Source organism: Janibacter cremeus (genome assembly GCF_029395675.1).
Classification (GTDB): domain Bacteria; phylum Actinomycetota; class Actinomycetes; order Actinomycetales; family Dermatophilaceae; genus Janibacter; species Janibacter cremeus_A.
Map to the genome: position 1 here is coordinate 1,459,749 of NZ_CP115184.1, position 13,285 is coordinate 1,473,033.

The following is a 13,285-nucleotide window of genomic DNA, read 5'->3' on the forward strand; positions in this document are numbered from 1 at the left end:
TGCACTCCCGTCCGTCGTTACCCGTGCGGTCGTCCGCTTCCGTCGTTACCGTGAGGCCACCGGCTCACCGAAGGAGCATCATGACGACCACGGACACACCCAACCCCACATCCTCTGGATTCGACACGGTCAGAGTCATCCACCTGGCCGCCGTCGCCGCCATCGGCGGCTTCCTCTTCGGCTTCGACACCGCCGTGATCAACGGCACCGTCACGGCCATGCAGAGCCAGTTCGGGATGAGCGGCACCCTCACCGGCTTCGTCGTCTCCTCCGCCCTCCTGGGGTGCATGGTCGGCGCCTACGTGGCCGGCCGCATCGCCGACCGGATCGGACGGGTGCGCGTGATGCTCCTCGCGGCGGCGATGTTCACGCTGTCGGCGATCGGCTCCGGCCTGGCCTTCGGCCCCGTGGACATGATCGTCTGGCGCGTCGTCGGCGGCCTCGGCGTGGGCGCGGCATCGGTGATCGCCCCCGCCTACATCGCCGAGGTCTCCCCCGCCCAGATCCGCGGCCGGATGGGCTCGCTGCAGCAGCTGGCGATCGTGCTGGGGATCTTCGTCGCGCTGCTGTCGGACTTCGCCATCGCCGGCGCCGCCGGTGGCTCCGAGGAGGTCCTGGGCCTGGGCCTGGAGGCCTGGCGGTGGATGTTCCTCGCCGAGGTGGTCGCCGCCCTGACGTACGGGGTGCTGGCGGCCACGATCCCGGAGTCGCCGCGCTACCTCGTGCGGATCGGCCAGGAGGGACGGGCCCGCACCGTGCTCGGGACCATCCTGCGCTCCGGCGTCGACAGCCGCATCCGGGAGATCAAGCGCACCATCAAGCAGGAGTCGCGCACGACCTTCGCCGACCTGAAGAAGCCCGGCGGCGGTCTGCTGCCGATCGTGTGGATCGGCATCGCGCTGTCGGTCTTCCAGCAGTTCGTCGGGATCAACGTCATCTTCTACTACTCGTCGATGCTGTGGCAGTCGGTGGGCTTCACCGAGGAGGACGCGCTCCTGCAGACGGTGATCACCTCGGTGACCAACATCGTCGTCACGCTGATCGCCATCGCCCTGGTGGACAAGATCGGTCGGCGGCTGCTGCTGCTGATCGGCTCTGCCGGCATGACGGTGTGCCTGGGCGTGATGGCCATCGTCTTCTCGCAGGCGAGGATCGTCGATGGCGCGCCCGACCTCACCGACTCGGCCGGTCTGACGGCCCTGATCGCGGCGAACGGGTTCGTCGTCTTCTTCGGGGCGACGTGGGGCCCGGTGGTGTGGGTGCTCCTCGGCGAGATGTTCAACAACACCATCCGCGGGCTCGCGCTCGGCATCGCCGCGGCCGCGCAGTGGCTGGCCAACTTCGCCATCTCCACCAGCTTCCCGAACATGGCCGAGATCGGGTTGTGGTTCGCCTACGGCTTCTACACCCTGTGCGCGTTCCTCTCCCTGCTCTTCGTGCTCAAGTTCGTACCGGAGACGAAGGGGGTCGAGCTGGAGGACATGGCCTGACCCCCGGTGCGGGCCGCCGGCGTGTCCCCGGTCGGCGACGGTGGACCGTCAGGCCCCGCTGGACCGTCAGCCCAGGGAACGGATCGTGATGCGCTTCGGCCCGGTCACCTCGACCTCGACCGTCCAGACGCGCTCCCCCGACAGCCTCGGGACGAGGTCGGGCGGTACGAGCGCGGTGTACTCGCTCCCCACGGCGTCGGTCATGAGGTCCGCGGCGGCCCCCACCGGTGACGTCCGCTCGACGAGGACGACGGCGGTGGACCATCCGTCAGCCGGTCCGGGCCGGGGCTCCCCCCTCGGCGTGCACCGCACGAGGGAACGGTTCTCGATCGCCTGCACCATGCTGTCTCTCCTCGCTCCCCACGCAGCTCCTCACGCCACGTCACGTCCAGCCAACCACGTGGCCAGCGAGTGCGCGATGGGCATCCCGGTCGGTTCCTCGAATGAGCTGTAGGCGGGCGAGGGGTTCACCTCGAAGCACCACCACTGGTCGTCCTCGTCCCTGAGCAGGTCGACCCCGGCCAGCGGCAGGTCGAGGGCCTCCGCGAGAGCGACGCATCGCTCGGCCACCTCGTCGGGAAGGGCCACCGGGGTCATCGTGGCACCGGCACCCCCTTCGGCATAGCGGTAGTCGATGGTGTCGGAGTCGACGGCGCAGGCGTGCACCCGGTCGCCGACGACGTGGACCCGCACATTGGTCCCGACGACCAGCCGCTGGAACTGGGTGGGCAGGTCCCGGACCCGGTCGAGGTCGTCGAGCCGCGGACCGGTCAGCTCGTGGACGACTGATCGCACACCGCTGACCGACTTGTAGACGACCCGGCCGTGCCGCCGCAGGAAGTGCCGCACCGCCTCCGGGTCACTCGTGACGACGGTCTCGGGGACATCGAATCCGTGGGAGCGGATCAGGGCCGCCTGGTAGGGCTTGGAGGTGTTGCTCATCATCGCCGTGGGCCGATTCGCCACGCGAAGGGGGGCGACGTCGGCCCAGGCGGTCAGGGCCGTGAGGGCCGCTGCCTGCCGACGGTCGCGCAGGGGGTCCGGCGGGAGTCCCACCACCTCGGGGCCGCTGAGCCGGAGGTAGAGCCCGCTGGCCCGCGACAGGTCCACCCTGGCCCCGTACCGTCCCGCGTGCGCCCCGACCACCCCGCCGCGCACCGCGACCTCCAGCTGCCAGGCGTGGGCCTCCTCCTCCGCGAGCAGCAGCACCTCGATCCCCTCGCCGGCGGCACGATCGAGCAGCAGGCTCACGGGCGGCTCGGCCGGGCTGCCGACGACGATGATCACGCGGCCCGCCGCCCTTCGTGCTCCGCGGCGCGCTGCTCGAGGTGGCGGGCCAGCATCAGCAGGTGCGTGGGGAGGGTCGACGAGGGCACCGGGTCGACCCCCAGGACCTGCGGACGGTCGCGGACCGGGCCGGGCGCCGCCAACCGGACGGCGGCCACCTCCAGGTCCAGGGACCGCACGAGCGCACGAAGGGGGTCGTGCAGGTCCGCAGGACCGTCGACCTCGCTGCCGCAGACGAGGGCGTCCCAGCGACCCGGCGCGATGTCCGACAGGCCGACCGCGGGCTCGGCCAGGGGCGGACCGCCGGCACCGGGTGGGAAGCCGTCGAGGTGGCGCGGAGTGCCCCCGTCGGGCCAGCTGCGCCGCCCCCCACCGGGCCACCGTCCGGGGGGCACCCGAGCGGCATCCGTGGCGAGCAGCAGGTCGGGAGTGGCCAGGCCGACGGCCGCGCAGGCGACGGCGACCCGCAGGGGGTCCGGCACGGTGCCGCACAGCGCGCTCGGGGTCGGTCGGTTGACCACGACCTCGCGCCGGCTCCACAGCCACGACATCGCCACGGCGTGCATCTCCGCCGCTGCGTAGTCGTCATCGCTCGGCCGGGCGAAGGGTCGGGCACCGAGGGTCGCCGCGCGACACCAGATGACGTCGTACCCCGGGGGATCGGGCACGGACTCGACCGCGCACGGGCCCGACTCGGGGTTGAGGGTCATGGGGTGACGCGCGAGCTCCCGGTCGTCGACCACGGTGACCCGCCCGACCCCGCGGTGACGCAGCAGCCCTGCCAGGGCCGGCACCACCACGTCACCGGGTGGGGCGATGAGCAGGATCGACGGGGACATCGGTGGCCTCAGGTGGGTGGCAGGGTGTCGAAGCGTGCCTTCGCCTCCGGCGACCCCTCCTCGACCGCCGCCCGGAGCGCGGCGGGGTCGGGTCCCCCGCTGGTGCGCCCCAGGTCCGGCCGCTCGGACTCGCCGATGAACGGCTCCGCACCGGCCGCCCCCTCCTGGTCCGCAGCCGCACCACCCCACGAGGCGAGGAGGGCGTGGACGGTCGCCTCGAGAGCGTCCAACCGCTCGGTCGTGCGGTCCTGCGGCGACCCGCCCTGGCCGGACGGCGTCGCCCACCCGGATGCTCCGGGGGAGAAGGGTCCCTCGGCGTACTTCTCACCGAACTTCGTGTCGGGGAACTTCTCCTCGCGGATCCCCTTCCCGTCGCGCAGGTCCTTCAGCGGGTCGTTGTCCCGCAGGTCCTTGAACGGCTTGGGGTCCTCGCGCACGTCCTTGAACCGCTTGTCACCGTCACGCAGGTCCTTGACCTGCTTGAGGTCGATGTCCGGCCGACGCTTCCACCTGTCGTCGCGGGCGTCCTTGAGGTCCTTGAACTTGGGCGGCATGAAGCAGCGCACCTTCACCTGCACGGTCATCGCGGCGGCCGCGGCGGGGATGCCCGTGATCTCCACGCAGGTGGACGCCCCGGCGAAGGACTTGCTGCTCGGGGTGGTCGTCTCCGTGAAGGAGGTGTTGTTCGACGAGCCCGGGTAGGGGTCACCGTCATCGCCGCGGTTGGCATTGAGCTCCAGGTGCCGGTTGCCGTCCGCCTGGAGCAGCCCGACCTTGTAGTGCGCCTCGTTGCTGTTCCCGGCGACGGCCTCGTCGATGTGCCAGATGAGCAGGCCACCGCCGGGCAGCGACTGGTCGTAGCCGGTGCGCTGTCGGTTCTCCACGAGGAAGTACTCGTTCCCCCCTCCTCCGTCCTTCCACAACCGGTAGGCACTGCGGCCGGTCTTGATGTCGTTGATGGTGACGGTGGCATTGGTCGACTGCACCACCACATTCGCCCAGCCCTGGTTGACCTTGCACCAGGCAGAGGGGTGCGTGGGCCGGTCACCCCCGCCTCCCCAGGAACCACCTCCCATGAGGCACCAGTTGCCGACCCCCTCGGAGGTGCCGTCGGTGTCGTAGAGATCGGGCCAGCCGAAGACGAGGTGTCCGAGCTCGTGCGCGCTCACCCCGATCTTCGCGTCCTCCGGGATGGTGAGGTAGGCGTAGACCTTGGTGCTGTCCACGGTGCGGTGGGCGGGCAGGACCCACTTGTGCGACCAGATGTCCCCGGCCGCGCCGGTCTCCTCGGCGCCCCGGCCGGCATGCACCACGATGAAGGCGTCGACAAACCCGTTGCCGTCGTTGTCGTACGGGTCGAAGTCCACATCGGCGTCGGCCGCGGACAGGGCGTCGTCGGCCAGGGTCCGGGCATTCGGTGCGGTGGACTGAGTGCCGTTGTCGGTTCCGGCGTAGGCGGCCAGCGTCCGCGGCATCCGGTACGGGCCGACGACCTCCCCGGTGATGGTCACGAGTCCTCCGGACACATCGGAGAAGTACTCCGTCACGCTCCCGTCCGCGAGCGTGCCGTGCGAGAAGAAGAGCGTGTCGAAGCGGTCGTGGACGTCCGTGCCCATCTCCCGGTCGGAGAAGTCCGCCAGGACGACGACGACCCGCACGTCCCCGCGCAGCGGCGCACGGTCCAGGGCGGCACGTTGTGCCACCGCCGCCGTGGTGCCGGTCGGAAAGTACGTGCCCGGGAAGATGAGTCCGTCGTCGAACCCGACGTGGTCGGGCGCCTTGCGGGTCAGCTGGCCGGCCAGACCCCCGCTGACCTGCTCGCGTGCCTGGTCCCGCAACCTGGTGAACTGCTCCTTGAGCGTGTCGTTGAGCTCCGGCGCCGGCGCGACCACGCACAGGTCGTCCACGCGGTGTGCGCGGACGGTGTGGTGGCGTGCGGCATCGCTGTAACCGTTCATGATGACTCCCCCTGAAAGATCCCCCTCCCCCGGCCCTGCCCGGGGGAACAGCACAGCTGCGCCTTCCATTACACTCCTGCCGCCACGCGACGACAAGGGGCCGTGCGCCCCTGTCGCCCAGCGGTCGTCCGGCCCGTGACGGGCACGGCGCGCGGTAGCCGAGAGCCCCCTCCCCCGGGTACGACGAGGCCCCCGCCGGATCGGTCCGGCGGGGGCCTCGTCGTGGGATCAGAGGTGGGTCATGTGACCCGCGATCCCCTCGACGGCCTCCTTGAGCGCCTCGGAGAGGGTCGGGTGGGCGAAGACGTTGCGGGCGACCTCGTCGGCCGTCAGGTCCCACTGCTGGGCCAGGGTCAGCGCCGGCAGCAGCTCGGTGACGTCGGGCCCGATCATGTGCGCGCCGAGGATCTCGTTGTACTCGGCGTCGGCGACGACCTTGACGAAACCGGTCGGGTCACCGAGGCCAACTGCCTTGCCGTTGGCGCTGAAGGGGAAGGTCGCGGTCTTGACGTCGAAGCCCTTCTCCTTCGCCTGCTCCTCGCTGTAGCCGAAGGAGGCGATCTGCGGGTGGCAGTAGGTCGCACGCGGGATGAAGTCGTACTCCACCGGCATCGTCTCCGCGCCGGACATGTGCTCGGCTGCGACGACTCCCTGGGCCTCCGCGGTGTGCGCGAGCATCAGCTTGGCGGTGCAGTCGCCGATGGCGTAGACGTTCTCGACGTTGGTGCGGCAGTACTCGTCGATGGCGATGGCGCCGCGGTCGGTCAGCTCGACCCCGGCCGCGTCCAGACCGAAGCCCTCGACACGCGGCGAGAAGCCGATGGCCGAGAGCAGTTTGTCCGCCTCCAGGACCTGCTCCTCGCCCCCCTTCGCGGTGACGGTGACCTTGACGCCCGAGCCGGTGTCCTCGACGGACTCGACCTTGGTCGAGAGCATGACCTTCACGCCGAGCTTCTTGTAGTGCTTGAGCAGCTCCTTGGAGATGGCCGGGTCCTCGGTGGGGACCATCCGGTCGAGGAACTCGACGATCGTCACGTCCACGCCGAAGTTCTTCATGACGTAGGCGAACTCGACGCCGATCGCTCCGGAGCCGGCGATGATCATCGAGCCCGGCAGGTTCTCGTCGAGGATCTGCTCCTCGTAGGTGACGACGTTGTCGCTGACCTCGACGCCGGGGAGCATCTTGGTCGTGGCCCCGCTGGCGATGATCAGCTTGTCGAAGGTCAAGGACTTCGTCTCGCCGTCGTTGAGGTCGACGTCCATCGACGTGGCCGAGGTGAGGGTGCCCCACCCGTCGATCTCGGTGATCTTGTTCTTCTTCATCAGGAAGTGGACGCCCTTGACGATGCCCTCGCTCACCTGGCGGGAGCGCTTGTGCGTCGGGCCGTAGGACATCGTGGCGTCGCCCTCGATGCCGAACTTCTTCTTGTCGTGCGTCAACGTGTGCGCCAGCTCGGCGTTCTTGATCAGCGCCTTGCTGGGGATGCACCCGACGTTGAGGCAGACACCACCCCAGTACTGCTTCTCCACGACGGCGACGCTCTTGCCGAGCTGCGCTGCGCGGATCGCCGCGACGTATCCACCGGGTCCTGCACCGAGCACTACGAGGTCGAAGTCAGCCATGCCGGACAGCCTAACCACCAGAACGTGGCGTACACCACGCAGGTCGCACCCGGCCCACCAGCGCCGGTCAGCGCGCGCCCCGGGCGAGCTCCTCGTGGATGTCCCGGGCGATCGGCGCCGACGTCGCTCCCCCGGTCCCGCCCTGCGAGACGACGACCCCGACGACGTACCGGGGGTCCTCGACCGGCGCGTACGAGACGAACCAGGCGGTGTCCTGCTTCCCGTGCACCTCGGCGGTCCCGGTCTTGCCCGCGACGGGCCACTCCCGCAGCGGGAAGCCGGCGAAGGCGGAGTGGGCGGTGCCGTCGGGGTCGGTCACGACGTCCTGCAGTGCCCGGCGCAGCAGGTCCCCCGACTCCCCCGGCAGGTCGATGCTGCTCGTGTCACCACCCGCAAGGGCCGTGCGCTCCCCGTCGGCGGTGACGGTCGCCCGCCCCAGGTGCGGGGTCGGGACGCGCCCTTCGTCGGCGATGGTGCCGAAGACGGTCGACATCTGCAGCAGGGTGGCGGTGACGTCGCCCTGGCCGATGGACAGGTTGGCCTCGTCACCGGGACGGAAGAGGTGTCCGCTCTCGCAGTTCTCCCGGGCCAGCGCCTCGAGGTAGCGCGCGTCGGTGCGGTCGGCCATGTCCGGGTACCCCGTCTCCGCACGCCGGCAGGACTCCTCCTTCGTGCTCTCCCACCACTCCTGCTTCCACTCCCGGTCGGGGATGCGGCCCGCCGACTCGGCAGGGAGGTCGATGCCGGTGGGCGACCCGAGACCGAGCGTCCGGGCGGTGCGGATGAGCGGGTCCCCACCGTCGTCCTGCGCGTCCAGGCCTCCCTGGGCGCGCCACACGTCCTCGGCCACCCGGTAGAAGACGGTGTCGCAGGAGACGGTGATCGCCCGGCGCCACGAGATCCAGCCATAGGAGCGCGACTCGTAGTTGCTGAAGGTCCGGTCGCCGATCCGGTGGGAGGAGGAGCAGTTGACCGGCTCGTCGAGGTCGACCCCGGAGGCGACCGCTCCCGGCAGGGAGACGACCTTGAAGGTGGACGCCGGCGGCTGCGCCACGGTGCTGACGCGGTCGATGAGCGGGCTGTCCGCCCCCTTCGTCAGGCGGTCGTACTCCTCCTGGGTCACCCCCCGGGACCAGACCGAGGGGTCGTAGGTGGGCAGGCTGGCCGAGGCGACGACCCCGCCGTCCCGCAGGTCGAGGACGACCGCCGCGGCGGTGTCGGCCGCGTGACCCCGGTCGCGGGCGGCCTGCACCCCCTCGGCGAGCGCCTCCTCCGTGACCCGCTGCACCCGCCGGTCGAGGGTCGTCACGAGATCCTTGCCGGGGGTGGGCTCGGTGCGGTCGGCCTCCTCGATGGCGACACCGCGAGCGTCGACGCGCACCGTGCGGTGCCCGGGCCGGCCGCGCAGCAGCTCGTCGTACTGCAGCTCCAGGCCGGCGGCCCCGACGAGGCCCTCACCGGTGAGCGCCCCGTCCGACTCCGCCACGGCGTCCGCCGTCGGCCGCGTCAGGTAACCGATGGTCTGCGCGGCGCCGCCCCCGTCGGCCCCGAGGTAGGAGCGCACCGGCTGGGTCGTCACGCTCACGCCCGGGTAGTGCTCCGGACGCTCGCCGAGCGCGGCGGCCTGAGCGGGGTCGACGTCGACCGCCAGGGGCACCGGCACCAAGGGCGAGCCCGGCCAGCACAACGGTGGGTCGGCTGCCCCCGGGGCGCCGCAGAGGGTGGTCCTCCCCCACAGGCGGGCGAAGGGGAGGTCCAGCGTCCGTGCGACGCGGCGGACGGTCGCGCGTCCGCCGTCCGATGCATCGGCGAGCGCGGCCCGGTCGATGGTGACATCGGTGCGCACCGCGTTGTCCACGATCGGCCGCCCGTGGCGGTCGAGGATGCGACCACGCAGCGCGGGCAGGGGTACGACCGCCGTCACGGGGCCGTTGACGCCGGCGGCCTCCTCGTGGTCGGTCAGCTGCAGCTGCCCGAGCCGCCCGAGCAGGACCCCCGCGAGCAGGAGCAGGACGGCGAGGGAGGCGAGCATGCGCACCTGCAGGCGCGGGGCGGTGCGGCTCATGCCCACCGCCGGGTGACGAGTGTCGCCTCCACCCGCCCGACGAGCCCGACGAGCACGAGCCCGACGGTCGCGGTGGCGAGGACCTCCCACGCGAGAGCCCCCCAGGCGATCGGGCGGGCACTGGCCAGGTCGATGAGCACCGGGAGGGTGCGGGCGACGACCACGGCGGCAGCGGTGACCGGGACGGGCCACCACCACGGGTGGCCGGCGCGGCGGCGGGCCGTCCCGGCGAGCCAGCCCGCGGCCGCGTACCCGAGCGCGGAGACCCCGAGCGGGTCCGCGACGGGCGGGGCGAGGTCGAGCAGCCACCCGCCGAGGAGGCCGATCAGGGCCCCGGCCCACGGCCCGGACACGAGCGCGACGCCGACGACGACCACGAGGACGAGGTCCGGAGGGGTGACGACCCCGCGCGCCCCCAGGGCGAGCACGGCGACGAGCGCCGCCGCGAGGAGCAGCAGTCGCAGGGGCCAACGCAGTCCGGTCACGACGGGGGCTCCGCCCGGGCGGTGACGACGGCGACGACGTCGAGCGAGGTCAGGTCGACGGCCGGGTCGACGCGGGCGGTGTCGGTGAGGGCGCCGGGGGGACGCTCGACGTCCGTGACGGTGCCGACGGTGACCCCCGGTGGGTAGGGGCGACCACCCGGGCTGCCCAGGGTGACGACCTCGTCGCCGACCCCGACCTCGTCGCGCCCGAGCTGGGTGACGACGAGCTCGTCCGCGTCGTGGGAGGTGGTGGGGTCGGACCCGGTCAGGGTGCCGATGACCCCCTTCGCCCCGGTGCGTACACCGACGCCGGCGCGGGGGGAGCCGACGACCTCGACGTCGGCGCTCCACCTGCCGACCCTGGTGACACGACCGACGAGGCCCCCCGGGGCGATGACGGCGTTGTCGGTCCGGATCCCGTCCCGTCGCCCGACGTCGACGGTGACGCGCTCGGGGCCGGACGCACCCGCGCGCCCGAGGGCCACGACCCGGGCCGTCGTCGTCGTGAGTCCCGCGACCGGTAGGTCATCGGCCTGCGAGGCGACCCGCCGCTGCTCCTCCAGCCGGCGCACCTGCTCCTCGAGGCGCAGGTTCTCCCGTGCCAGGGCGTCCACGCGGTCCTCTCCCGGCGCCACGAGGCGCTCGACCGGTCCGAGGACGGCAGCGCCCGCACCCCGCAGGGGGCCCAGGGGCGCACCGGCGACGTCCGCGAGGAGGAGGACGAGGGTCAGGCCCAGCAGGGAGAGCAGGAGACGACGCATCAGAAGCGGTGCCCGTCGATGAGGACGGGCTGGAGGGCGGCGAAGTCGTCGATGCACCGTCCGGCACCGCGGACGACCGCGCGCAACGGCGCGTGGGCGACGGTGACCGGGACCCCGAGCTCGTGGCGCATCCGCTCGTCGAGCCCACGCAGGAGCGCACCCCCGCCGGTGAGGGTGATCCCGCGCTCGAGGACGTCCCCCGCCAGCTCCGGCGGGCAGCGGTCGAGCACCTCGCGCACGAGGGCGATGACCGTCCCGACGGGCTGCGCAATGGCCCGACGGATCTCGGCGGAGCCCACGTCGACCGTCTTGGGCAGCCCGGTGACGAGGTCGCGTCCACGCACCCGGGTGCTCACCTCGGTCGCGAGCGGGAAGGCCGACCCGACCTTGACCTTGATGTCCTCCGCGCTGCGCTCGCCCAGCAGCAGCGAGAGGTTGCGGCGCACGTGGTCGGCGATCGCCTCGTCCACCGCGTCACCGGCCGTGCGGGTGCTGCGGGAGGCGACGATGCCCCCGAGCGCGATCACGGCCACGTCGGTCGACCCGCCGCCGATGTCGACGACCATCGAGGCCTGCGTGTCGGTCACCGGCAGCCCGCCGCCGATCGCGGCCACCATCGGCTCCTCGACGAGGTAGACCCGTCGGGCCCCGACGCGCAGGGCCGTCTCCTCGACGGCCCGCCGCTCGACGCCCGTGATGTCGCTGGGGATGCACACGACGACCCGGGGACGCACGATGCCGGACATGCCGACGCGCTCGGTGAACCAGCGCAGCATCTGCTCGGCGGCGTCCGGCTCGCTGATCACCCCACCCCGCAGGGGACGAACGGCACGCACCGCACCGGGGGTACGGCCGAGCATCTCCTTCGCCCGGCTCCCGGCAGCCACGAGCTCCCCGGTCTCGACGCTCAGGGCGACCACGCTGGGCTCGTCGAGGACCACGCCCCGCTCCCGCGAGTGGATCAGGGTGTTGGCAGTCCCCAGGTCGATCGCGAGATCACGCGACATGCCCTGGAAGGCACGGCGCAGGCGCGTCCCCCCGGCCACCTCAGAGGCCGGGGAACCAGATGCCGATCTCGCGCTCGGCGGACTCCGGGGAGTCCGAGCCGTGCACGATGTTCTCGTCGACCGTGCCGGACCACTTGCGGCCGAGGTCGCCGCGGATCGTGCCCGGGGCCGCCTCGGTCGGCTTGGTCGCGCCGGCGAGGGACCGGAAGCCCTTGATGCACTCCTCGCCCTCGACGACGACGGCCGCGGCGGGGCCGGAGGACATGAACTCCAGCAGCGGCTCGTAGAAGGGCTTGCCCTCGTGCTCCGCGTAGTGGGCGGCGAGCTGCTCGCGCGTCGGGGTGACCACCGCGAGTGCGGCGAGGGTGTACCCCTTCGCCTCGATCCGGCGGATCACCTCGCCGGTGAGGCCACGGCGGAAACCGTCGGGCTTGACGAGGATGAGGGAGCGTTCGGTCTGCATGGTCTCGGTCACGGGGCCCAGCGTAGTCACGCCGCGATGGTGCCCGTGCCCAGCAGGGCGAACAGGCCCAGGGCGAGGACGATGCGGTAGACCATGAAGGGGGTGAAGGTGTGCGTGGTGATGTACCGCATGAACCACGCGATGACGGCGTAGCCGACGGCGAAGGCCACGGCCGTCGCCGCCCAGATCGGACCCCAGTTGGCACCCGAGCCCTCGGCCTCCCCGCGCAGGACCTCCACGACCTGGAGTCCGCCGGAGGCGAGCACGGCGGGGATGGCGAGCAGGAAGGAGTAGCGGGCCGCGGCCTCGCGGGTGTAGCCCATGAAGAGACCACCGGCGATCGTCCCGCCGCTGCGCGAGACACCGGGGACGAGGGCCAGCGCCTGCCACAGCCCGTAGAAGATGCCGTGCTTCCACGTCAGCTCGGTCAGCCGGCGCTCCTGCCGGCCGACCCGCTCGGCCACCATGATGACCAGCGCGAAGACGAGCAGCATCGTCGCGGTGATCCACAGGCTCCGCAGGTCGGTCTCGATCTGGTCCTTGAAGAGCAGGCCGAGCACACCGATGGGGATGCTGCCGGCGATGACGAGCCACCCCATGCGCACGTCGGGGTCGCTCTGGGGGACCTTGCCCACGAGCGCGAGGCACCACTGGCGGATGATCGTGACGATGTCCCGCCAGAAGTAGATGAGCACCGCGGTCTCGGTCCCGAGCTGGGTGATCGCCGTGAAGGCCGCGCCGGGGTCGTCCTGGCCGATCAGCTGCCCGACGATCGAGATGTGGGCGCTGGAGGAGATCGGGAGGAACTCGGTCAGCCCCTGCACCAGGCCCAGGATCAGGGCGGTCAGGTAGTCCATCAGCGCTCCTGCTGCTGCTCGAGGGCCCGGGCGATCTGCTCACGGTCGACCCGGCGCCCCACGCGCTGGCAGTAGCCGTACAGCACCGCGAAGAGGATGCCGACGAGGAACATCATGGTCACCCAGAGACCCGAGAGGATCGACAGGACCTGCACGACCCACCCCAGGGCCGGGCCGAAGGGACGTTTCATCAGACCGGCCGCGACGACCGCGAGGACCGCGAGCGCGCTCATGAGGGCGAAGGGAGTCAGTCCCGCGACGACCGGCTCCTGGTCGGGGTTCAGCCCACGCCCGGTCAGCGCCCCGAAAAAGATGACGAGGGCCTGCCCACCGAGGACGACGGCGAGCATGCGCCACATGAACTTGCCCTGCGGGCGCGCCCGATCCGGCGGGGTCCTGTCGGAAGTCACGGACGACAGGGTATGTCGCGCACCGCCGTACGCCACATCC

The 13,285-nt window shown here is 71.8% G+C and carries 13 protein-coding genes; 1 reads left to right on the plus strand and 12 read right to left on the minus strand.

All coding sequences use genetic code 11. From position 1 onward, the window contains the following. Positions 1-80 precede the first annotated feature (80 nt). Positions 81-1,490, plus strand: a complete 1,410-nt coding sequence (locus O9K63_RS06755; RefSeq protein WP_277241734.1) for a sugar porter family MFS transporter — start codon at positions 81-83, stop codon at positions 1,488-1,490. A 66-nt stretch (positions 1,491-1,556) separates the two neighbouring features. Here the strand turns inward: O9K63_RS06755 and O9K63_RS06760 are convergent, their stop codons facing one another. The 12 genes from O9K63_RS06760 to O9K63_RS06815 all read right to left on the minus strand — a co-directional run bounded on the left by O9K63_RS06760 (position 1,557) and on the right by O9K63_RS06815 (position 13,245). Further along, complete coding sequence (locus O9K63_RS06760) at positions 1,557-1,832, minus strand: hypothetical protein (protein WP_277241736.1); 276 nt, start codon at positions 1,830-1,832, stop codon at positions 1,557-1,559. A 30-nt stretch (positions 1,833-1,862) separates the two neighbouring features. Then, a complete protein-coding gene (locus O9K63_RS06765) occupies positions 1,863-2,777 on the minus strand; it encodes an ATP-grasp domain-containing protein (RefSeq protein ID WP_277241738.1) in 915 nt (304 codons plus the stop codon). Next, entirely contained in the window at positions 2,774-3,616 is an 843-nt protein-coding gene (locus O9K63_RS06770; protein WP_277241740.1) for a hypothetical protein, read from the minus strand. Before O9K63_RS06770 ends, O9K63_RS06765 begins: the two co-directional genes overlap by 4 nt. An 8-nt stretch (positions 3,617-3,624) precedes the next feature. Next, the gene (locus O9K63_RS06775; protein ID WP_277241742.1) at positions 3,625-5,574 is read right to left on the minus strand and encodes a M6 family metalloprotease domain-containing protein; all 1,950 of its coding nucleotides are present in this window, start codon (positions 5,572-5,574) and stop codon (positions 3,625-3,627) included. A 228-nt stretch (positions 5,575-5,802) separates the two neighbouring features. Next, the gene (gene lpdA, locus O9K63_RS06780) at positions 5,803-7,197 is read right to left on the minus strand and encodes a dihydrolipoyl dehydrogenase (RefSeq protein ID WP_277241744.1); all 1,395 of its coding nucleotides are present in this window, start codon (positions 7,195-7,197) and stop codon (positions 5,803-5,805) included. A 67-nt stretch (positions 7,198-7,264) separates the two neighbouring features. Then, positions 7,265-9,262: a penicillin-binding transpeptidase domain-containing protein gene (locus O9K63_RS06785; RefSeq protein ID WP_277241745.1), complete on the minus strand. Its 1,998-nt coding sequence runs from the start codon at positions 9,260-9,262 to the stop codon at positions 7,265-7,267. Then, positions 9,259-9,747, minus strand: a complete 489-nt coding sequence (gene mreD / locus O9K63_RS06790) for a rod shape-determining protein MreD (protein ID WP_277241747.1) — start codon at positions 9,745-9,747, stop codon at positions 9,259-9,261. Before mreD ends, O9K63_RS06785 begins: the two co-directional genes overlap by 4 nt. Beyond that, positions 9,744-10,508, minus strand: a complete 765-nt coding sequence (mreC, locus tag O9K63_RS06795; RefSeq protein WP_277241749.1) for a rod shape-determining protein MreC — start codon at positions 10,506-10,508, stop codon at positions 9,744-9,746. Before mreC ends, mreD begins: the two co-directional genes overlap by 4 nt. After that, positions 10,508-11,515 carry a rod shape-determining protein gene (locus O9K63_RS06800; RefSeq protein WP_277241751.1) on the minus strand — a complete coding sequence of 336 codons (1,008 nt, stop codon included), beginning with the start codon at positions 11,513-11,515 and terminating at the stop codon, positions 10,508-10,510. The genes mreC and O9K63_RS06800 overlap by 1 nt, the downstream gene beginning before the upstream one ends. Before the next feature lie 40 nt (positions 11,516-11,555). Next, complete coding sequence (gene ndk, locus O9K63_RS06805; protein ID WP_277242279.1) at positions 11,556-11,978, minus strand: nucleoside-diphosphate kinase; 423 nt, start codon at positions 11,976-11,978, stop codon at positions 11,556-11,558. 26 nt (positions 11,979-12,004) lie between these two features. After that, the gene (locus tag O9K63_RS06810) at positions 12,005-12,835 is read right to left on the minus strand and encodes an undecaprenyl-diphosphate phosphatase (protein ID WP_277241753.1); all 831 of its coding nucleotides are present in this window, start codon (positions 12,833-12,835) and stop codon (positions 12,005-12,007) included. Further along, entirely contained in the window at positions 12,835-13,245 is a 411-nt protein-coding gene (locus O9K63_RS06815) for a DUF4233 domain-containing protein (RefSeq protein WP_277241755.1), read from the minus strand. The genes O9K63_RS06810 and O9K63_RS06815 overlap by 1 nt, the downstream gene beginning before the upstream one ends. Positions 13,246-13,285 lie beyond the last annotated feature (40 nt).